The following is a 21,415-nucleotide window of genomic DNA, read 5'->3' on the forward strand; positions in this document are numbered from 1 at the left end:
GGCCGCGCCGCCCGCTGCGCCCGAAACTCCTCCGGCGACAAGCGCGGCGGCCGGCCATCGGTGCGTGCCGATTGGTTACCAGATTCAATTTCAGTGTTTTGAGTCTGCGCGGGCGAGGAAGCAGCTGTTGCGCCCTCGCCAATATCGATGCGCTCCTCGTCATCATCTTCCTCAACCACCGGCTCCGGCAGCTTAGGCAGCGGCAACGCCGCCAAGCGGGCGCGCACCGTGCTCAGTTCCTCTTCCACGTCCACTTTCCGCAGGCTCAGCTGCTCCAGCTTCTCGCGGGTGCTTTCCAGGAATTGCCGATGCTCGGGTGCGCCTTCGTGCAGCGGCCGGTGGCCCAGCGACTGCCGCACCGCCGCCCATTCCTTGCGGAACCGGCCAAAGTCGGCATCGAAATACGTGCGGGCAAACTTATCCCAGATGTAGTCCTCGGCCATTTCCGACGGGTGCAGCATATCGGCCGCGTAAAAGCGGTAATCGCGCAAATCGTCCGTCAGTAGCTCAAACGCCGGGAAGTAGGCTACGCCCGGTAGCAGGTCGCTCACAATGTGCGTAGCCACGCGCAGCACCGACTTGCTCACCGAATTCAGCGGCAGTGTGTCTTTCAGATGGCGTACGGGACTCACCGTCAGTACAAAGCGCAGGTCGGGGTTGAGGCGGCGCACGTAGGCATGCGTCTCGGCCAGTGCGTTGATGATTTCATCCGGCGTCAGCAGCTCGCGCACAAATAAGTCGGCGGGCTGCTTGTGGCAGTTGCTCACCAATTCACCGGTTTCGCGCAGGCGGTAGGCCCAGGCGGTGCCCAGCGTCAGCACCACTAGGTCGGTGTTGCGCAGGAACTCGCCGGTCTGCCGCACCACTTCCTGAATGTATTGCAGCAATTCTACCGGGGAGTCGGCCCCCACGCTGCCGTGCAGGTCGTAGCTCTGCCAGCGGCCGCGGGCCTGTACCAAATGGCGCTGCCAGTCCACTTCCTCGCCCGCGGCGGCGCGCAGCAGCCGGGCCAGCGCCAACGGCTGAAACACGGTGCCAAACGGATTCACCCGCGTTTCTACCTTATGGGCCTCCAACCGGGTACCGATGCTGTCGGCGAAGCACGAGCCCATCGTGAGCACCCGCGCCGTGCGCGGCAGCTGCCCGGCGGCCGGGGCAATTGTCAATTCAGTTCTAAACATTAAAGCAAAAATAGCCCGTAACCGGGCACGCGCCCGAAAACCGGAATAAAAAAAGCCCCGCCATGCTGGCGGGGCTTTTTCAATTGAGCCAGTGAAACCGAAACTACTCGGCTACCACGCGGAAATTCACCGTGTGCTTCACTTCCTTGTGCAGGTTGGCCGTAGCAGTGTAGTCGCCAGCCGAGGTCGGCTCCTGGTCGAACGACAAACGCTTGCGGTCGATGTCCACACCTTTAGCTTTCAGCGCTTCGGCCAATTGCAGGGTGGTTACGCGACCGAAGATTTTGCCGCTCTCGCCCACCTTGGCGGGGATTTCCAGCACCATGTCACCAACCTGGTCGGCAATGGCTTGGGCGTCACCTTTGATTTTGTCGGCTTTGTGAGCGGCTTGGCGCACGTTCTCGGCCGTGATTTTCTTGTTCGTCTTATCGGCCAGCATGGCCAGACCCTGCGGCAGCAGGAAGTTACGGCCGTAACCCGATTTCACGGTTACGATGTCGTTCTTGTACCCGAGGCCCTTAACGTCGTCTTTGAGGATGATTTCCATGTCGTGTAGAAATTTTGAGAGTTGCGTGTTGAGGGTTGAGGTGGAAAATCCACACTCGACATTCAACACTCAGCCCTCAATATTCAAAATTTATTTCAGGGCGTCGGCTACGTACGGCATCAGGGCGAGGTGACGGGCCTTGGCGATGGCCTGGGTCACTTTGCGCTGGAATTTCAGGCTGGTGCCGGTGAGGCGGCGGGGCAGCACGCGGCCCTGCTCGTTCACAAACTTCAGCAGGAAGTTCGGGTCTTTGTAGTCCACGTACTTAATGCCGTTCTTCTTGAAGCGGCAGTATTTCTTGCGGTTGTCCTGGGGCTTGTTAGCCGACCGGTCGTTGTTGCGGTTGAATGCGGGAGATGCCATGTCGATGCTGGATTATTGGGCTACGGCTTCGGTTTCTTTGGCAGCCTTCTGCTGGTTCATTTCGCCGTTGCGACGACGGTTGTTGTACTCCACAGCGTGCTTGTCGAGCACGGTCGTGAGGAAACGGATAACGCGCTCGTCGCGGCGGAACGCCAGCTCGAGTACGTCAACGATGTTGCCCTCGCCCGTATACGATACGCAGAAGTAGTAGCCGGTGCTCTTCTTCTGAATCGGGTAAGCCAGCTTGCGCAGGCCCCAGGCTTCGGTGGATACAATGGCGGCGCTATTTTCCTTAAGCACCTGGGTGAACTTCTCGACCGTTTCTTGCACCTGGCTCTCGTTCAGAACGGGAGTCACGATGAAGACCGTCTCGTAATTTCTAACTTCCATTACGATGGTGGTGAATTGTGGGATGAAAAAATTTGATTGGGGCGCAAAGGTACTGACTTTCGGGCACATTGCCAAAGCCGTCTTTTAGATAAGCGTGCCAAGCAGAATCGGGGTGGGCTGTCATCGCGGCGCAGCAAGAACCAACCCGAGTACGCTACCTATATATAAGGTCTAGGGTGCAAGATGCCGCGAAGAAAAAAGGTCGGCAAAAACCTGCGCCGCTGTCAACAAAAGCTCGGGTCGTCAGTTTCAATTTTAAAGTTTCTGAATCATTGGGTAACCGGCGGTAGAATCAATTCTCTCAGGACGTTTGCCGTTGGGCCAACCCGCAATACGAAGTGAAGGAAAGCCAGCCGAACGACCATGCGCAACGGCCTACACCCCCCGGAAATTGCACCCCATTTTTTGCCGCCTACGAATCCTGACCTACATTTGTGGCCTTGAAATGCCCCTAGCGTTTCGCTTTACCCTCTATTTTTCTATGAAGAGCCTTCGACTCCGCTCGTTACCTCAACTGATGCTGGCGCTGGTGCTCACGTTTGCTGGCATCCAGCAGGCCGCCGCCCAGGAAGCCGCCACAGTGAAAAAGGAAGGCGTAGCACCCGGCGCCACTGCTGCTGCTACTCCCGCAACTGCTGCCGCTCCCGCCGCTGGTGGGGGTGATGCTGCCGCCATCGCCGCCGGCGATGCCCTCTTTAAAGGCAACTGCGCCCAGTGCCACGCCGTGAATGAGCAGGTAGTAGGCCCGGCTCTCGCTGGCATCACCAAGCGCCGCCCCATCTCGTGGCTCATTCCGTGGGTGAAGAACTCGAGTAAAGTAGTAGCCAGCGGCGACGACTACGCCGTAGCTCTCTTCAATAAGTTCAACAAGCAGCAGATGCCCTCGTTCGCGCTGTCGGACAAGGAAATCACCTCCATCATTGCTTACGTTACCTCGCAGGAGGGCGCGACCGCGGCTGTTGGCGGCGCCACCGCTGGTGCTGCTCCCAAAGCCGATGGCACTGCCGCTGCTGCTGACGGCGCTGACGCTGGCTCAGGCAAATACGTTGACATCCTCCTCATTGTGCTGGTAGTGGTGCTGATTGTGCTGGTGGTAACGCTGGTCATCATTGGCAACCTGATGCGTGACGTGCTGCGTGGCCGCAAGGACCTCGATGGCCGTGACGTTGAAATCCTCGACCAGCGCTTCGACTGGGGCAAGTTTTACCGCTCGCCCGTGTTGCGCGGTATTGTAGGTGTCGTGTTCGCCCTCGTTTTACTTTATGAAGGTGTGCAAAGCGTGATGGCCGTAGGCCTGACCCAGGGTTACCAGCCCACCCAGCCCATTGCTTTCTCGCACAAGCTGCACGCCGGCGAACACCAGATTAACTGCGCCTATTGCCACACCTCGGTATATAAGAGCAAGTCGGCCAACATTCCTTCGGCCAACATCTGTATGAACTGCCACTCGCAGATTAAGACGGAGTCGCCCGAAATCAAGAAAATCTACCGTGCCATCGAGCGCAAGCAGCCCATCCAGTGGGTGCGCATCCACAACCTGCCCGACCTGGCCTACTTCAACCACTCGCAGCACACGCAGGTGGCCGGCCTCCAGTGCCAGACCTGCCACGGCCCTATCCAGAACATGGAAGTGGTGTACCAGTACTCGGCGCTCACCATGGGCTGGTGCATCAACTGCCACCGCGAGATGCCCCTCAACACCAAGGATAACAAGTACTACGACAACCTCGTGAAGCTGCACGACACCAAAAATGCCGGTGCCCCCTTCACCGTATCGTCGAACGGCGGTACCGAGTGCTCGAAGTGCCACTACTAAGCCATTGATTTTCGGTAGGGAGTACTGGGTAGTCAGTATTCACACCTGCCCTCGCTAATTACTGACTACCCAATACTGATTACTGATTACCCCTCCAAATGAAGTACTGGAAAGGAATTGAGGAACTGGAAAGCGCCCCGGAGTTCATGCAGTCGGCCTTTGCCGAGTTCATGCCGGTAAAGGAAAGCCACGAGAGCAGCGACGCTACTTCGGCTCCCCGCCGCGATTTCCTCAAGCTGATGGGCTTTGGTGTTGGCGCTGCGGTGCTGGCCTCGTGCGAAACGCCGGTAAAAAAGGCGATTCCGTACCTGAACAAGCCCGAAGAAGTTGACCCGGCTATTTCGAACTTCTACGCTTCCACCTACTTCACGGGCGCCGACTACAACGCCGTGCTGGTGAAAGCCCGCGATGGTCGGCCGATTAAGCTCGAAGGCAACCCCGAGTCGCCTATCACCAAAGGTGGCCTCTCGGCTCGCGCCCAGGCTGCTGTACTAAGCCTCTACGATGGTGGCCGCCTGCAGCATTTCGCCATCAAAGGCCAGAAGGCTGACATGAAGCAGGTAGACCGTGAGATTCGCGAGAAGCTCGCCGGTGCCGGCCGCATTGCCATCGTGTCGCACACGATTATCAGCCCCAGCACGAAAAAGGCCATCGCCGAATTCACGGGCCGCTACCCCAACACCACGCACGTGATGTATGACGCGCACTCGGCTTCGGCCCTGCTGCAGGCGAACGGTGGCGTAGTACCGGGTTACGACTTCAGCAAAGCCAACGTCATCGTGAGCCTCGGTGCCGACTTCCTCGGTACCTGGATTTCGCCGGTGGAGTACGCCAAGCAGTATATCGTGAACCGCAAGGTGAGCCGCGACAAGAAAACCATGTCGCGCCACATCCAGATTGAAACGGCAATGTCGCTCTCCGGCTCCAACGCCGACGTGCGCATTCCGGTGAAACCGTCGGAAATGGGTGCCGCTGCCCTGACCATCTATAACCACGTAGTGAATGGCGCTGGTGCCGACACGAAAACGGCCATCGGCAAAGCTGCTGCTGAGCTGAAAGCCGCCGGTAGCGCCGGCCTGATTGTGTCGGGCTCGAACGACCCGGCCGTGCAGACGCTGGTAACAGCCATCAACCAAGCGCTGGGCAACGGCGGCACCACCACCGGTGGTGCCCCGAGCAACCTGCGTCAGGGCGACGACGCCCGCATGGCTGCGCTGGTAAACGACATGAACGCTGGTGCCGTCGGCGCGGTGATTTTCTATAATGCCAACCCGGTTTACAACCACCCGCTGGGTGCCAAGGTGAAGTCAGGCATTGCCAAAGTAGGTCTCACCATCTCGCTCAACGACCGTCTCGATGAAACCGGCAGCCTCTGCCAGTACGCCGCTCCCGACAGCCACTGGCTGGAATCGTGGAACGACTTTGAGCCCAAGCGCGGCTTCCTGAGCATCGGTCAGCCGGTGATTACGCCGCTGTTCGCCACCCGTCAGGCCCAGGAAAGCCTGTTGAAGTGGGCAGGCAACAACACCAGCTACTACAAATACCTGCGCGCTAACTGGAAGGGCATTACCCCAACCGATGCTGCTTGGGATAAGGCCGTGCACGATGGCGTGATGATGGGTTCGGCCCTGCCCGCCGCTCCGGCCATGACTGGTATGAGCGCTGCCGCCGCTGCTTCGCAGCTCGGCGCTGGTGCTAAAGCTTCGGGCGTGGAGTTGGCCCTGTATGAGAAAGGCGGCCTGAGCGCCGCTGGTACCGAAGCCAACAACCCCTTCCTGCAGGAGTTGCCCGATGCCATTTCTAAAGCTACTTGGGGCAACTACGTGGCCGTGCCGCGTAAGATGGCCATCGAGCAGAAGTGGGAGCAGGGCGACGTGCTGAAAGTAACCGCCAACGGCTACAGCATCGAGCTGCCCGTGCTCATCCAGCCCGGCCAGACCAATGGCACGGTGAGCATCGCCCTCGGCTACGGCCGCACGCTGGCCGGTAAGGCCGGCGACAAAGTAGGGGAGAACGCTGCTCCGCTGGCTATGACGGTTAACAGCGGCATTCAGTACCAAAACGTCGTGACGCTGGAGAAAACCGGTGCCACTTCGCCCATCGCCCAGACCCAGACGCACCAGACGCTGATGGACCGCCGCCCGGTGGTACAGGAAAGCACGCTGGCGCAATATGTGAAAGACCCCAAGAAGGTCACCGAGTACGAGAAAATTTCCACGCCCGACGGCCTGGAGGCTCCGAACAAGGTTTCGCTGTGGCAGGACTACCAGTACAACAACCACCACTGGGGCATGGCCATCGACCTGAACTCGTGCATCGGCTGCGGCTCGTGCGTGGTAGGTTGCCAGACTGAGAACAATACCGCCGTAGTAGGCAAGCAGCAGGTAATTAACCGCCGCGAGATGCACTGGATGCGCATCGACCGCTACTACAGCTCCGATACGCACAAGGATTCGTTCGAAACCAAAGGCAAGGTTGGCACTTACGCTGCCATGGAAGACCCCTCGGAAAACCCGCAGGTTATCTTCCAGCCGATGATGTGCCAGCAGTGCAACCACGCTCCCTGCGAAACGGTGTGCCCGGTACTCGCTACCACGCACAGCTCGGAAGGTCTCAACCAGATGACCTATAATCGTTGCATCGGCACGCGTTACTGCGCCAACAACTGCCCGTACAAAGTGCGTCGCTTCAACTGGTTCTCGTACTACTCGAACGAGAAGTTCGAAGTAGTGAACGGCCACATGTTCACCGACCTCGGCCGCATGGTGCTGAACCCGGACGTAACGGTTCGCGCCCGTGGTGTGATGGAGAAATGCTCGTTCTGCGTGCAGCGTATCCAGCTCGGCAAGCTCGAGGCCAAGAAGCAGAAGCGCCGCCCCGTGGATGGCGAGATTGTGACGGCCTGCGCCCAGTCGTGCCCCACCGAAGCCATCGTGTTCGGTGACATGAAAGACCCCAAGAGCCGCATCAGCCAGTTGCTGCGCCGTGAAGACGGTGAGCGTGCTTTCCACTCGCTCGACTCCATCAACGTGCAGCCGAACGTGACCTACCTGACGAAGATTCGGAACTCCGAGTCGATGATGTTTGCCCCCGAAGTAGAAGAAAAAGCTTAACTATATGCAGCACGTATCAGCCATACGCGAGCCGCTCGTAACCGGCGGTAAGACGTTACACGACGTCACGCAAGACATCTGCTACCAGGTCGAAGCCAAACCCAACCTGCGTTGGATGGCCGCCCTGAGCGTGGCCCTCTTCTTCTTGGGGGTATTCTTCTACTCCGTTTACCGCACCGTATGGTACGGTATCGGCGAATGGGGCCTGAACAAAACCGTTAACTGGGCCTGGGACATCACCAACTTCGTGTGGTGGGTAGGTATCGGTCACGCCGGTACGCTGATTTCGGCCGTACTGCTGCTGTTCCGTCAGAAATGGCGGAGCTCCATCAACCGCGCGGCTGAGGCTATGACCATCTTCGCCGTAATCTGTGCCGCCATGTTCCCAGTTCTGCACATGGGCCGTCCGTGGTTGGCTTTCTACGTGTTCCCGCTGCAAAACACGCTGGGTTCGCTCTGGGCCAACTTCAACTCGCCCCTGTTGTGGGACGTGTTCGCCATCTCGACCTACTTCACCGTGTCGCTGGTATTCTGGTATATCGGTCTGATTCCAGACTTTGCTACCATCCGTGACCGTGCCAAAGGCCCCATCGCCAAGTTCAGCTACTCCATGCTGAGCTTCGGCTGGAAAGGCTCGGCCAAAGCCTGGTCGCGCTACGAAACGGTTTCGCTGATTCTGGCCGGCGTTTCGACCCCGTTGGTACTCTCGGTGCACACCATTGTATCAATGGACTTTGCAACCTCGGTCGTACCGGGCTGGCACACCACCATCTTCCCGCCCTACTTCGTGGCTGGTGCTATCTTCTCGGGTTTCGCCATGGTGCTTACCCTGATGCTCATCACCCGCGTGGTGTTCCGCCTCGAAGACTACATCACGCTGGAGCACATCGCGCTGATGAACAAAATCATGATGGTAACCGGCTCGATTGTGGGCGTGGCTTACATCACGGAGTTCTTCATCGCTTGGTACTCGCAGGTTGAGTTTGAGCAGTACGCCTTCATCAACCGCGCTACCGGTCCTTACTGGTGGTCATACGCTTCGATGATGACCTGCAACGTGATTACGCCGCAGCTGGTGTGGTTCCGCCGCGTGCGTTACAGCATTGGTCTCACCTTCATCCTGTCCATCATTGTGAACATCGGTATGTGGTTCGAGCGCTTCGTAATCATTGTGACCTCGCTGCACCGCGACTACCTGCCGTCGAGCTGGGCCATGTTCTCGCCGTCGATTATCGACATCGGCCTGTACCTCGGCACGCTCGGCCTGTTCTTCACGCTGTTCCTGCTCTTCGCCAAGTTCTTCCCCGTGATTAACATGGCTGAAGTGAAGACCATCCTGAAGTACACCGTGGACAACGGCCCGACTTACAACCCCGAGAAAGCGGCTCACGCCCATCACCCTGCCACTCACGGTGCCCCCGCTTCGGCTCCGGTAACTTACAACCAGCATGACTAAGCAATTCGCCCTCGGCATCTTCGACGACGAAGACGTGCTGCTGCACGCCGTGGAAAATGTGCGCGCCGCCGGCGTGAAAATCTACGACGTATTCTCGCCCTACCCCGTGCACGGCATCGATGATGCTCTCGGTATCGAGCGTTCGCGCTTGCCCATCGCTGCCTTCTTCTTTGGCATGACGGGTCTGGCTTTTGCACTATGGATGCAGATTTACATGCTGGGTTTCGACTGGCCGATGATTATCGGCGGTAAGCCCCACATTGGCCTGCCCGCCTTCGTGCCGGTAGCTTTCGAATTGACGGTGTTCTTCACCTGCCACGGCATGGCTATCACGTTCTTCACCATTACGGGCCTGTACCCGCGCTTCAAAGTGCCGGTGATGGACGTGCGCGCCACCGACGACAAGTTCGTTATGGCCATCGAACTGGACGAAACCAGCTCGCAGTTTCCCCGGCTGACCCAGTTGCTCCGCGAAAACGGCGCTTCGGAAGTCAACCAAAAAGAAATGACCCACTAGTAATGACGCATCCGCTGACCCTGAGCCTGCGCGTTTCGGCGCTGCTGCTGTCCCTGGGCCTGGCCACCACGGCCTGCACCCACGACGGAAACGACCCCGGTGTGGAATACGCCCCGGAAATGTACGAGTCCATCCCGTACGACCCCCTGAGCCAGACCCACTTCAACCCGGTCAACTCGTTCGGTATCAACGAGCGTACGCCTGCCAACGGCACCGTGCCCCGCGGCAAGCTCAACTACTTCGACCACATCCCGAAGGACAGCGTCGGCATTGCCGAGCGCACCCTCCGCAACCCCTATGCCTACACCAAGGCTAACCTGGAAGAAGGCAAAGTGCTCTACACGCGCATTTGCTCGCACTGCCACGGTGAGCAGGGCGACGGCCAGGGCCCGGTAGGTCTGAAATTCAAAGGTGTACCGAACTATTCGGCCGGCGCCTACAAGACGATGAACGAGGGGCACATCTACCACGTCATCGAATGGGGCCGCAACCGCATGATGCCGCACGGCTCGCAGGTGAACCCCGAAGAGCGTTGGAAAATCGCCATGTATGTGCGCGTACTCCAGCGTGGCGAAGGCCCAGATGCTCTGAGCAAACTGGTGGCCAAAGGCCCGACCAGCACCGCTACCAGCGACTCGACTGAAACCAAAGACGCCACCAATACCGCTCCGGTAGGGCAGGCGCAGGCTGGCACCGCCTCCGAAACGCCCGGCGCTGGCAATACCAAAGCAACTAACGGCACCGCTAACTAACGCACTATGGCAACTCTGACGCACCACGAAAGCGCCACGGCTGAACAGCTCGTCGTTACGGATGGCGCCCGTAAAACTTTTATCGCTATTATCGCCGCCGGCGTGCTGCTCCTCATTGTGGGCATCCTGGCGCAGGTGATGGGCTGGGGCGCCGCCGAGCACGGCGAAGCGGCCGGCCACGCAGCCGCTGCCCACGGCGCGGCGCACGAAGAAGGACACTCAGTCCTTATTAAGCGCCTGATTGTGAGCCTCTGGCATAGCAACCTCTTCTTCCTCGGCGTCTCCACGGTTGGTACCGTGTTCATGGCTATCAACTACGTAGCTTACGCTGGTTGGTCGGTTATGGTGAAGCGCATCTCGGAAGCTCTTAGCGCTTGGGTTATCCCTGGTGGTGTTATCATGCTGCTGGTATTCCTCATCGGCAAGCAGGACATTTTCCACTGGACGCATGATGGCATTATGGACCCCAAGTCGGAGCACTTTGATGCCATCATCAAGGGCAAAGAGGGCTTCCTGAACCTGCCGTTCTACGTAATTCGCATGGTTAGCTACCTCGTTATCTGGGGTGTGTTCAGCTGGAAGCTGCGTCAGCTCTCGCTGGCTGAAGACTTAAACGGCGGCACCTACTGGTTCCACAAGAGCATCACGGCTTCGGCTCTGTTCCTAGTGCTCTACGCCGTAACGTCATCGATGTCGGCCTGGGACTGGGTTATGTCGGTTGACACGCACTGGTTCAGCACCATGTTCGGCTGGTATGTATTCGCTTCGTGGTGGGTATCAGGCATCGCTGCTATTGCTCTCACGGCTATTTTCCTGAAGCAGAATGGCTACCTGCGCGCGCTGAACGCCAGCCACATCCACGACCTCGGTAAGCTGATGTTCGGCTTCAGCATCTTCTGGACTTATGTATGGTTCGCCCAGTTCATGCTGATTTGGTACGCCAACCTGCCTGAAGAAGCCGTGTACTTCAACCAGCGCCTCGGCGGCTTTGAAGGTCGTTACACCTTCATGTTCTTCTTCAACATCGCCATCAACTTCGTCTTCCCCTTCTTGGGCCTGATGACGCGCGATGCCAAGCGCCAGATGATTATCATGAAAATCGTGGCCATCGCCATTCTTTGCGGTCACTGGTCCGACTTTTATTTGATGCTGATGCCGGCAACTTTGCGCGGCGAAAATGGGTTCTTGATTGAGATTGGTATCGCGGCCATTTTCCTCGGCGCCTTCCTGATTCTGTTCACCCGCCGTCTGGCTTCGGCCTCGCTGGTGCCCGTGAATCACCCCTTCCTCGACGAGAGTGTGCACCACACCACCTAATGTTTAGATTTCAGTAGCCGGTACGAGGGCACGCGATGCTTCGCTCGCTTCACCTCGTACCGGCTATCGGATAAACAGTACTTACTACTAACAATTCAATGACTGCTCTAACCATTTTACTGGTGCTGGTGCTGCTGTTGGTCGTGTTCGGCCTACTGTTTCGCTTGCAGATATTTACTTCGATTTTCTCGGGTTCCTTCACCCGCGACATTGGTGTCAGCAATAGCGTCAACGCGCTGTTGTTCATCGTTTTCATGATTGTGGGCGGCGCTTGGTTCGCGTATTCTTTTGTTGAGAACTTCAACAAGATGAACCCGCCCATCGCCTCGGTGCATGGCCACAAAATGGAAACCATGTTCTGGACCACGATGGCGGTTATCGGCGTGGCTTTCGTCATCACGCAGGCGCTGTTGTTCTGGTATTCCTACAAATACCAGCACAAGGATGGCCGTCGGGCATATTTCTTCGCCCACAACAACAAGATTGAGGTTATCTGGACCATCATCCCGGCCATCGTAATGGCCTCGCTGATTTTCGCTGGCTGGAAAGCCTGGACCCGCATCACCGGTCCCGCCCCGAAAAATTCGGTTGTGGTGGAAGTAATGGGCAAGCAGTTCAACTGGCTCGTGCGTTACCCCGGTCGCGACATGAAGCTGGGCGTAATCAACTACCGCCTGATTGATGCCGTGAACGAGTGGGGCTTCGACCTCAGCGATAAGTCGGCTCAAGACGACTTCACGACCAACGAAATCCACGTGCCCAAGGGCGTGCCGGTGTTGATTAAGATTCGCTCGCGCGACGTACTGCACGCCGTGTACATGCCGCACTTCCGCGTGCAGATGTATGCCGTGCCCGGCATGCCGACCCGCTTCTGGTTCACGCCGACTACGACGACCGACGAGATGCGCGCCAAGCTGGGCAACCCCAAGTTCAACTACGAACTGGCTTGCAACCAACTGTGCGGTGGTAGCCACTTCGCCATGAAAGCTACGGTGATTGTGGATGAGCCCGACGATTACCAGAATTGGTACGCTGCTCAACAGTCGTTTACGCAGAAAAACCCCGATGTGATGGCCGCCTTCAAACAGAAAGCCAAAACGATGGTTACTCCCGTAGCGGCTGCTCCTGAGGTGGAGGCTGCTCCCATGCCTTTGGCTGCTTCGAACTAATTAATACAAACGGTATCCCGCTATGTCAGACCTGACACCCAAACCCAATTTTTCGGCCAGCGTGCAAGCGTCGGGCGGCGTGGGCTCGGCCCCGGTGCCGGCCACCGAGCACGGCGACCACCTGCACCACGACGACCACGAACACGACCACCACGACCAGCATTGGCTGTGGAAGTATGTGTTCAGCCAAGACCATAAGGTTATTGCCAAGCAGTTCCTAATTACGGGTATGCTGTGGGCAATCATCGGTGGTACGCTGTCGAGCCTGTTCCGTTTGCAGCTCGGCTGGCCCGAAGGCACGATGGAGTGGCTGAAGCCGGTGCTCGGTCACTGGATTGAAGCCGGTAAGCTGAACCCCGAGTTTTACCTCGCGCTGGTGACGATGCACGGTACCATCATGGTGTTCTTCGTGCTGACAGCTGGTCTGTCGGGTACGTTCTCGAACTTCCTGATTCCGCTGCAGGTAGGTGCCCGCGACATGGCTTCGGGCTTCATGAACATGCTCTCGTACTGGTTCTTCTTCCTGTCCAGCGTTATCATGTTCTCGTCGCTGTTCATTGAAACCGGGCCTGCTGCTGCAGGCTGGACAATCTACCCGCCGCTGAGTGCCCTACCCCAGGCTATTCCCGGCTCGGGCACGGGTATGACGCTGTGGCTGGTGAGCATGGTGTTCTTCATCGTATCGCAGCTGCTAGGCGGTGTTAACTACGTTACGACGGTCATCAACCTGCGTACCCGCGGCATGAGCATGAGCAAGCTGCCGCTCACCATCTGGGCTTTCTTCCTGACGGCCATCCTTGGCATCCTGTCATTCCCGGTTCTGTTCTCGGCCGCGCTGCTGCTGGTGTTCGACCGTTCGTTCGGTACCTCGTTCTTCCTGTCGGATATCTACATTGCCGGTCAGGCGCTGAGCAACCAAGGCGGCTCACCCGTACTGTTCCAGCACTTGTTCTGGTTCCTGGGCCACCCCGAAGTATACATCGTGATTATGCCCGCCATGGGCATGGTGTCGGAAATTCTGTCGACCAACGCTCGCAAGCCTATCTTCGGCTACCGTGCTATGATTGGCTCGCTGATTGGCATCTCGCTGCTGTCATTCGTCGTGTGGGCTCACCACATGTTCGTGACGGGCATGAACCCCTTCCTGGGTTCGGTCTTCATGTTCCTGACGTTGATTATCGCCGTGCCTTCGGGCGTGAAAGTGTTCAACTGGCTGGCCACGCTGTGGCGCGGTAACATCCGCTTTACGGCCGCCATGCTGTTCTCCATCGGCTTCGTGTCGCTGTTCATCTCGGGTGGTCTGACGGGTATTATCCTCGGTAACGCCACGCTCGACATTCAGATGCACAACACGTACTTCGTGGTAGCTCACTTCCACTTGGTAATGGGTAGCTCGGCGTTCTTCGGTCTGTTCGCTGGTGTGTATCATTGGTTCCCGAAAATGTTCGGACGCATGATGGACGAGAAGCTGGGCTACATCCACTTCTGGCTGACGTTCATTGGTGTGTACCTCGTGTTCATGCCGATGCACTACGTAGGTATCGCCGGTTTCCCCCGTCGTTACTACGCCTGGACTGGCTTCGATGCCTTCTCGCAATTCGCTGACCTGAACAAGTTCATCTCGATTGCGGCCATCATCGCCTTCCTGGGTCAGTTCATCTTCATCTTCAACTTCTTCTACAGCATCTTCCGCGGCCGTCGTGCTACCCAGAACCCCTGGAACTCGACCACGCTGGAATGGACGACGCCGGTACTGCCCGGCCACGGCAACTGGCCCGGCGAAATCCCCGCTGTGTACCGCTGGCCATACGACTACAGCAAGCCCGGTTCGGACGTGGACTTCATTCCGCAGAACGTACCGTACTCGCAAACGCAGTCGTCGAACCTGCCCTACGAACAGGAACTGGCCGACTAACGGTGCTGAGTTGAAAGAGTCCCGAAGCGGGCCGCCTCATCGGCGGCCCGCTTTTTTGTTACGCCGCCAACTAATACCCACAACGGTGGTTGAATAAACGCTTACTGATTACAAATGGAAAACCGCTTTAGCAGCCCAGCGCTGCGTCGTTTTCGTTCGTTTAGCCTGCTCACGGTGGTATCGGTGTATTTGCTGATACTGGTAGGAGGGGTGGTGCGCAGCACTGGCAGCGGCATGGGCTGCCCCGACTGGCCCAAGTGCTTTGGGCAATGGGTACCGCCTACTGAAGCCAGCCAGCTGCCTGCCGATTACAAACAGATATACACGGCGCAGCGCGTGGCGAAAAACCAGAAGCTGGCACGCACGCTCCAAAAGCTTGGGTTTGCTCAGGTGGCGGGCAGCATTTTTGCTCACCCTACCCAGTACATCGAAACCGATTTTAACCCGGTGAAAACTTGGATTGAATACGTGAATCGTTTGCTCGGCGCGCTCATCGGCATATTCGTGTTCCTGACCGTGGTGTTTGCGCTGCCGTACTGGCGACGCGACCGAACCATCTTCTGGCTCGCCTTGGCGTCGTTCCTGCTCACAGGCGTGCAGGGCTATCTGGGCTCGCTGGTGGTATCGACGAACCTGCTGCCTGTGATGGTGACTGTGCACATGGCGCTGGCGCTGGTCATCGTCGCTTTACTGCTCTACGCCGTAGACCGGGCACAGTGGGGGAGAGGTAGCATGCTGGCAAGCGAAAGCCAATCCGGAGCAGTTGATACGGTACGCCAGCCGACTCGCACGCTGCAATTGTGGTTGTGGGCTGCGCTGCTGCTCAGCTTCTGGCAGATTGTGCTGGGCACGCAGGTGCGCGAGCAGGTTGACATCGTTTCGGCCGCGGCCGATTATATGGGGCGTGAGAACTGGGTGGCGAAGCTGGGAAGTGTTTTCAGCCTGCACCGGACCATATCGGCGGCGGTGTTGCTGTTGAACGTGTACGTGGGCTACGAGCTATGGCAGGTAGGCGGGGCACACCTGCGGCGGCTGGTAACGGCAACCCTAGCAATAATTGGCCTGGAAATACTCGCCGGCATCATCTTGGCCTCGTTCGCACTGCCGCCGGCCGTGCAGCCGGTGCACCTCACGCTGGCCACGGTGCTGTTTGGCGTACAGTTTCTGACGCTGCTGGCCGTTGCCCGCGCCCGAAAAGGACCGGAAACTATTGCGCCGTCGGATGCTGCCCGGCGGGTTGTTGCGTAACTTTGCGGCCCGGTTGAGGAATGGATTAATAAAACGGTCCTCAGCGCACACAAAACTCAGGTATTGATGGTGAAGGCCCGCGCCTATTTTCAGCTGCTCAAGTTTCGGCTTTCGCTCACGGTGGCGTTTTCCAGCGCGATTGGCTATATGCTGGGCGAGCACGATTTCAGCTGGACGCGTGCCCTGCTGGTGATGCTGGGCGGCCTCCTCGTAACGGGCTCGGCCAACATCATCAACCAGGTGCATGAGCGGGAGCTCGACAAGCTGATGACGCGCACGGCCAAGCGCCCGCTGCCCACGGGCGTGCTCTCGCCGGCCGAGGCGTGGGTGTTCTGCGTGCTGCTGGGCGTGGCGGGCCTGGGCTTGCTCTGGTACTGCTTCAACCCGCTCACGGCGGGCTTGTCGCTGCTGTCGCTGATTCTGTACGGCTTCATCTACACGCCGCTGAAGACGATTTCGCCTATCTGCGTAGCCGTGGGGGCCATTCCGGGTGGGCTGCCGCCGCTTATTGGCTGGGTGGCCGCCACGGGTTACATCGGCGTGGAAGCTTGGGTGCTCTTCGGCATTCAGTTTATGTGGCAGTTCCCGCACTTCTGGGCCATTGCCTGGGTAGCCGACGACGACTACAAGCGCGCCGGTTTCAAGATGCTGCCCACGCCCGGCAACCGCGATCTGCGCACGGCCTTCCAGATAATGACCTACACGCTGCTGCTTATTCCGCTGAGCCTGCTGCCGCTGGAGTTCAACATCTCGGGCCGCATTTCGGCGCTGGTGGCGGTGGTGGCGGGCATCCTGTTCCTGCTACTCACGGTGCAGCTCATGCGCACGCAGTCGCGCAAGGCGGCGCTGCGCATCATGTTCGCCTCGTTCTTGTATTTGCCCATCGTACAAATTGCGTTGGTGCTGGACAAAATCTAGCTGTCAGTTGTTAGTTGTCTGTTGTCGGATGCAACGGACAGCTCATCCGCAAACTAACAACAAGCAACTATCAATTAACAACTAGCATATGACTCCTGAGATTTTGTCCGAAAAGGAAACCGGACTGGGCTGGCACCCCAAGCGCGTGCTGCTCATCCTGCTTATTTTCAGCATTGTGATGATGTTTGCGGCCTTCACCAGCGGCTACATCGTGCGGCGCGACGAAGGCAACTGGCGCGAATTCGACCTGCCGGCCTCGCTGCTCATCAACTCTATCCTGATTGCCCTCAGTAGCGTCAGCATACAGTGGGCCTATTTCTCGGCCCGCAAAGACGATATTAACCGCGTCAAAACCGGCCTGATTATCACGCTGGTGCTGGGCCTGGCCTTCCTGGTGGGGCAGTACCACAGCTTCGGCGATTTGGTGGCGGGCAACACGTATTTCGGCGGGGCCGACGCCAATCCGTCGGGTTCGTTCGTATACGTGCTTATGGGCGTGCACGCTTTTCACCTCGTTACCGGCCTTATTTTTCTGGCCGTGGTGCTGAAGCGGACGCTTAATTATCAGGTGCATTCGCGCGCTATGCTCTCCATCGGCAACGCAACTCTGTACTGGCACTTCCTGGGCGGCCTTTGGCTGTACCTGTATTTGTTCTTACTTTTGAACCACTAATTTCGACGTTACGCTGTCCGCTATGTCCCAACCGACCACTTTGCAGCCCGCCGCTGCTTCTGCCACCCTCGACGCCCCACGCACTGGCAACTGGGATGGCGGCAACGAACCCTTCAAAGCGAGCTACGGCAAGCTGATGATGTGGTTCTTCCTGCTGTCTGATGCCTTCACCTTTGCCGCTTTCCTCACCACTTATGGCATGATTCGCCATAAGCACGAGGTATTCACCGGCGAAGCCAAAGATTTTGTCTTCAGCACGCGTTGGTGGCCCATTCCGGACCATGTGTTCAATGCGTTCCCTGGTATGGGGGAAGCCAACGTGCCTCTGGGCTTCGTGGCTTTGATGACCATGATTCTGATTCTGAGCTCGGTAACTATGGTATTGGCCGTAGAAGCCGGCCACCGCATGGACAAAGCCGATGTGCAGAAGTGGCTGCTCTGGACCATCCTGTTCGGCAGCACCTTCCTCGCCAGCCAGGCCTGGGAGTGGACGCACTTCATCAACGGCCACGCCGAGCCGACTATTATGGCCGACGGTACAAAGTTTTTCGGTGCCAACCTGCACATGAACCAGTACGGCCCGGTGCTCTTCGCCGACCTGTTCTTCTTCATCACGGGTTTCCACGGCACGCACGTATTCTCGGGCGTCTGCCTGCTGGTGTGGTGCTTCATCGCCACGACCAACGGCACCTTCGAGAAGCGCGGCCACTACGAGATGATTGAGAAAATCGGCCTCTACTGGCACTTTGTGGACCTGGTGTGGGTGTTTGTGTTCACCTTCTTCTACCTCGTTTAAAAGAGTGTTGAATGCTGAATGTTGAGTGCTGAGTTGTTGACTTGGCCCACATTCAACCATTAACTCTCAACATTCAAAACTTCAACAATGGCTTCTCACGCAACTACTGAGCACACGCTCGCTCCCGGCGAAATCGCCAAACCGAATACTGGCTGGATTTGGCGCGTATTCGGTATTCTGGTCCTCATCACGGCCGTTGAGTTCGTGTTCGTGTTCCTGATGCACCCGAGCACGCTGCGCAACAGCATTTTCATCGGCCTCACCATTCTGAAGGCCTTCTTCATTGTGGCTGAATTCATGCACTTGAAGCACGAAACCAAAGGCCTCATCTGGACTATTCTGGTGCCCGTGACGCTGCTGGTGTGGCTGCTCGTGGCCCTCATCACGGAGGGTTCGTTCATGGGCGAAGTCCTGCAAAACATGTTCAAATAGCGGATGCGGCCCCGCCAAACCCTTTTGCTGGGGCTGCTGCTATTGGTGCCGGTACTGGCTTTTCTGTTCCTGTTCCGCTTCGGCACCAACCGTTACGCGCTGCCAACCTACCTGCCCGACCGCGTGGATTCCACGCAGGTTGGCGGGGGCTGGCAGCGCGATACTATTTTCCACCAAATCGCGCCTTTTGAGCTCCTCGCTTCTACCGGGCGCGTGGTGAGCAGCCAGGAGCTGGGACAGGGCATGTACATCGCGCAATTTTTTGCCGGTGACGAAGCCAGCGCCAAAGTAGCCCGCCAGTTGCTGCGCGTGCAGGAGAAATTCCGCCACGAGCCGCGTGTGAAACTGGTGACGTTTGTACTGAACGCCGCCGCGGCCAACACCGCTCGCTTGTCGAAACTGGCCGAGCAATACGGAACCATTGCCGGCAAGTGGTTTTTCCTGGCCGGCCCGGCCGATACCCTGCAGCAGCTCACGCAGCGCGAGTTCCGGCTGACTTCGGACCCCAAGCGCCTGCCCGGGGCCGTGTACACGGCCAACATCCCGGCTGGTCGGCTGTTGTTGATTGACAATCAGCGCCGCGTGCGCGGTATTTACGATGGTACCGATGGGCGCGAAATCGACCGCTTACTCACGGAAGTAACCGTGCAGCTTTACGACTATGAACACCCCCACTGACCAACTGCACCCACCGGTGCTGGCCCCCGGCGACTATACGCGCTACAAAATCATCCTCGGCACGCTGGGGGCGGTGGTGCCGCTGCTGGTGGCCGTGCTCTACTATTTCCCCGAAACCTTCCGGATTCCGGGTGCGCAGGTGAAGTTTCTGCCGGCCGTGAACGCGGTGCTGAACTCGCTGACTGCCGTGTGCCTGCTGGCAGGCTACTACTTCATTCGCCAGAAAGATGTGCTGAAGCACCGCGCCATGATGGGCACAGCCTTCGCGCTGGGTGGGCTGTTTCTGCTGTCGTACGTGGCCTACCATTCGCAGGTGCCAAGCACGCACTTTGGCGGCACGGGCGCTATCCGGACGATTTATTTCCTGCTGCTGCTCACGCATATTGGCCTAGCAGTGGTAACGGTTGGGCTGGTGCTGTTCACGCTTTATTTTGCCCTCACGGGGCAGTACACCAAGCACCGGGCCATTGCCCGCTGGACGTTTCCGGTGTGGCTGTACGTGTCGGTGACGGGGGTCATCGTGTATTTCATGATTTCGCCGTATTATACCTGATATTGAGAAACTTTGCTGGCACCGTGGTGTTCATTCAAGTATGAAAAAGACCTTTTTTGCTTCTGTAATTGCCCTGCTGGTGGGTGTATTGCTGAGTCTCGCCCCACTGGCGGCGCAGGCCCAGTGCACGATGTGTAAGTCGCAGGTAGAAGCCGCCCGCCAGGAGCGCGACGACTACGACGTGGCCGGCCTCAATAAGGGCATTGTGTACATGATGACCGTGCCGTACATCCTGATGGGCGCGGTGGGCTACTTCTGGTACCGCCGCACGCATCCGAAGAAGGCCAACGCCTAATGGCCGCCGAGGCCTCCACGGCCCGGGCGCTACTGGAGCTACGCTGTCCACGCTGCCACACCGGCAAGTTGTTCACGCATGGGGCCTGGAGCTTTCGGTTTATGGATATGCCGGCCGTGTGCCCCGTCTGCCATCAGACGTACGAACCCGAACCCGGCTTTTATTACGGGGCCATGTACATCAGCTCGGGCTTTTCGACGGGTATTCTGCTGACTATTGGCTTTCTGCTGAACTACTTCGCCAACGACCCGCCGCTGTGGGTGTACGTGCTGACGGTGGCGGCCGCAATTACTGCCGTAGCGCCACTGCTGTTTCGTTACTCGCGGGCCGTAATGCTGTACGGTTTTGGCGGAACTCGTTTTGATGCGCGCTATTTATCGCGTTAAAAGCCAATTAGGTGACTTGAGTGAAAATGCTGCTTTCGGGCAGCATTTTTTATTGGGCCTGGATTTTGCGAGCCGCTGACGGCCTAGGCCAGCACGCTGCTTTCGTGCTTACTGGCTTTCTTTGAGCGGGCGGTGTGTGGTTGCCCGATTTCCGTCCTGATATCTGCCTGCTTGCGTACTCTTGCCCGCTTTTCTTCCGTAATCGACGCGATGCCCCGGCGGCAGCGACTGCCGTGGCTACTATTGCTGGCCGCGGTGCTATGCTTCGGGGGAGGCTACTTGGCCAGCCGCTACGGCCAGGCGCCAGGCGTGGTGGAGCGCACCGATGTGGCGCACCTGCAGGCGCTCGTACGCAATGCCGAAAGCACCGCCTACCGCGAGGCCGACACGGTAGCCGCACAGCTGCAACGCGGCCCCTATAGCTTCCAGCAGCTGCTACGCGAAACCACTTACCCCACCTGCGTGCTGGAAAACGGCACGTTGAAATACTGGTCGGATGCCACGCTGCGCCCCGAGCCCGAAACGGCTCCGGTCGCATCGGAGCGTCTGATTGAAACCTCGTTGGGACACTTCATTCAGGTACGGCGGGCGAGTGGGCGCTTTTTGATTTTGATGTATCTGCCGCTGGAGCGGCACTACGGCATCAGCAACCGCTACCTGCGCGAGGGCGATGAGCAGGCGCTGTTTCGGGGCCTAGAGCTGCAAGTAGTGGCCGATAGCCGCACCGAGCCCCGGTTCGAGTCGGCTGGCGGCGACTACTTGTTTTCCATTCGGCGACTGCAGCCCAACCCGCTCACGGGGCAATACGTGCCGCTGGGGCTGCTGCTGCTGGGCAGCCTGCTGTATGCGGCTGGCTGGTTGCTGCTGGCCTGGCGCTGGTGGCAGCGCCGCCGGAGCCGG

General features: G+C 58.3%; 22 protein-coding genes. 18 read left to right on the forward strand and 4 right to left on the reverse strand.

Annotated features, from left to right (window positions below; all coding sequences use genetic code 11):
* From ACYVDE_RS02145 to rpsF, 4 genes are all read right to left on the reverse strand, one after another.
* Nucleotides 1–1,181: GSCFA domain-containing protein (locus ACYVDE_RS02145; RefSeq protein WP_460499839.1), on the reverse strand; the 1,181-nt coding region annotated here is incomplete at its 3' end.
* Nucleotides 1,182–1,284: 103 nt separating this feature from the next.
* Nucleotides 1,285–1,728, reverse strand: a complete 444-nt coding sequence (rplI, locus tag ACYVDE_RS02150; protein ID WP_460499840.1) for a bL9 family ribosomal protein — start codon at nt 1,726–1,728, stop codon at nt 1,285–1,287.
* Between the two features lie 90 nt (nt 1,729–1,818).
* Nucleotides 1,819–2,091 (reverse strand): small ribosomal subunit protein bS18, encoded by a 273-nt coding sequence (rpsR, locus tag ACYVDE_RS02155; protein ID WP_460499841.1) that lies wholly within the window; start codon nt 2,089–2,091, stop codon nt 1,819–1,821.
* 12 nt (nt 2,092–2,103) lie between these two features.
* Entirely contained in the window at nt 2,104–2,481 is a 378-nt protein-coding gene (gene rpsF / locus ACYVDE_RS02160; protein ID WP_460499842.1) for a 30S ribosomal protein S6, read from the reverse strand.
* 481 nt (nt 2,482–2,962) lie between these two features.
* On the opposite strand from rpsF, the gene ACYVDE_RS02165 reads away from it, so the two are divergent.
* The 18 genes from ACYVDE_RS02165 to ACYVDE_RS02250 form a co-directional block, all read left to right on the forward strand.
* Complete coding sequence (locus ACYVDE_RS02165) at nt 2,963–4,297, forward strand: cytochrome c3 family protein (RefSeq protein ID WP_460499843.1); 1,335 nt, start codon at nt 2,963–2,965, stop codon at nt 4,295–4,297.
* 98 nt (nt 4,298–4,395) lie between these two features.
* Nucleotides 4,396–7,410: a Fe-S-cluster-containing hydrogenase gene (locus tag ACYVDE_RS02170; protein ID WP_460499844.1), complete on the forward strand. Its 3,015-nt coding sequence runs from the start codon at nt 4,396–4,398 to the stop codon at nt 7,408–7,410.
* 4 nt (nt 7,411–7,414) lie between these two features.
* Nucleotides 7,415–8,866 carry an NrfD/PsrC family molybdoenzyme membrane anchor subunit gene (gene nrfD, locus ACYVDE_RS02175; RefSeq protein WP_460499845.1) on the forward strand — a complete coding sequence of 484 codons (1,452 nt, stop codon included), beginning with the start codon at nt 7,415–7,417 and terminating at the stop codon, nt 8,864–8,866.
* Nucleotides 8,859–9,383, forward strand: a complete 525-nt coding sequence (locus ACYVDE_RS02180) for a DUF3341 domain-containing protein (RefSeq protein ID WP_460499846.1) — start codon at nt 8,859–8,861, stop codon at nt 9,381–9,383. Before nrfD ends, ACYVDE_RS02180 begins: the two co-directional genes overlap by 8 nt.
* A gap of 2 nt (nt 9,384–9,385) precedes the next feature.
* Complete coding sequence (locus ACYVDE_RS02185; RefSeq protein WP_460499847.1) at nt 9,386–10,135, forward strand: c-type cytochrome; 750 nt, start codon at nt 9,386–9,388, stop codon at nt 10,133–10,135.
* A 6-nt stretch (nt 10,136–10,141) separates the two neighbouring features.
* Nucleotides 10,142–11,452 carry a quinol:cytochrome C oxidoreductase gene (locus tag ACYVDE_RS02190; protein WP_460499848.1) on the forward strand — a complete coding sequence of 437 codons (1,311 nt, stop codon included), beginning with the start codon at nt 10,142–10,144 and terminating at the stop codon, nt 11,450–11,452.
* Nucleotides 11,453–11,550: 98 nt separating this feature from the next.
* Nucleotides 11,551–12,621 (forward strand): cytochrome c oxidase subunit II, encoded by a 1,071-nt coding sequence (locus ACYVDE_RS02195; protein WP_460499849.1) that lies wholly within the window; start codon nt 11,551–11,553, stop codon nt 12,619–12,621.
* Between the two features lie 22 nt (nt 12,622–12,643).
* Complete coding sequence (locus ACYVDE_RS02200; RefSeq protein WP_460499850.1) at nt 12,644–14,536, forward strand: cytochrome c oxidase subunit I; 1,893 nt, start codon at nt 12,644–12,646, stop codon at nt 14,534–14,536.
* 114 nt (nt 14,537–14,650) lie between these two features.
* A complete protein-coding gene (locus tag ACYVDE_RS02205; protein WP_460499851.1) occupies nt 14,651–15,784 on the forward strand; it encodes a COX15/CtaA family protein in 1,134 nt (377 codons plus the stop codon).
* 66 nt (nt 15,785–15,850) lie between these two features.
* Nucleotides 15,851–16,702, forward strand: coding sequence for a protoheme IX farnesyltransferase (cyoE, locus tag ACYVDE_RS02210; RefSeq protein ID WP_460499852.1), 852 nt, complete (start codon nt 15,851–15,853; stop codon nt 16,700–16,702).
* An 88-nt stretch (nt 16,703–16,790) separates the two neighbouring features.
* Nucleotides 16,791–17,375: a cytochrome c oxidase subunit 3 gene (locus ACYVDE_RS02215; RefSeq protein WP_460499853.1), complete on the forward strand. Its 585-nt coding sequence runs from the start codon at nt 16,791–16,793 to the stop codon at nt 17,373–17,375.
* 22 nt (nt 17,376–17,397) lie between these two features.
* Entirely contained in the window at nt 17,398–18,171 is a 774-nt protein-coding gene (locus tag ACYVDE_RS02220; protein WP_460499854.1) for a cytochrome c oxidase subunit 3, read from the forward strand.
* 87 nt (nt 18,172–18,258) lie between these two features.
* The gene (locus ACYVDE_RS02225) at nt 18,259–18,603 is read left to right on the forward strand and encodes a cytochrome C oxidase subunit IV family protein (protein WP_460499855.1); all 345 of its coding nucleotides are present in this window, start codon (nt 18,259–18,261) and stop codon (nt 18,601–18,603) included.
* Nucleotides 18,604–18,627: 24 nt separating this feature from the next.
* Nucleotides 18,628–19,281, forward strand: a complete 654-nt coding sequence (locus tag ACYVDE_RS02230) for a hypothetical protein (RefSeq protein WP_460499856.1) — start codon at nt 18,628–18,630, stop codon at nt 19,279–19,281.
* Nucleotides 19,265–19,834 (forward strand): DUF420 domain-containing protein, encoded by a 570-nt coding sequence (locus tag ACYVDE_RS02235; protein ID WP_460499857.1) that lies wholly within the window; start codon nt 19,265–19,267, stop codon nt 19,832–19,834. Before ACYVDE_RS02230 ends, ACYVDE_RS02235 begins: the two co-directional genes overlap by 17 nt.
* A 40-nt stretch (nt 19,835–19,874) precedes the next feature.
* The gene (locus tag ACYVDE_RS02240) at nt 19,875–20,129 is read left to right on the forward strand and encodes a hypothetical protein (RefSeq protein WP_460499858.1); all 255 of its coding nucleotides are present in this window, start codon (nt 19,875–19,877) and stop codon (nt 20,127–20,129) included.
* On the forward strand, nt 20,129–20,515 hold the full coding sequence (locus ACYVDE_RS02245; protein WP_460499859.1) for a DUF983 domain-containing protein: 387 nt from the start codon (nt 20,129–20,131) through the stop codon (nt 20,513–20,515). The genes ACYVDE_RS02240 and ACYVDE_RS02245 overlap by 1 nt, the downstream gene beginning before the upstream one ends.
* 210 nt (nt 20,516–20,725) lie before the next feature.
* The coding region (locus ACYVDE_RS02250; RefSeq protein WP_460499860.1) for a hypothetical protein at nt 20,726–21,415 on the forward strand (690 nt) is incomplete at its 3' end.

The sequence above is a fragment of the Hymenobacter agri genome, from assembly GCF_054778495.1.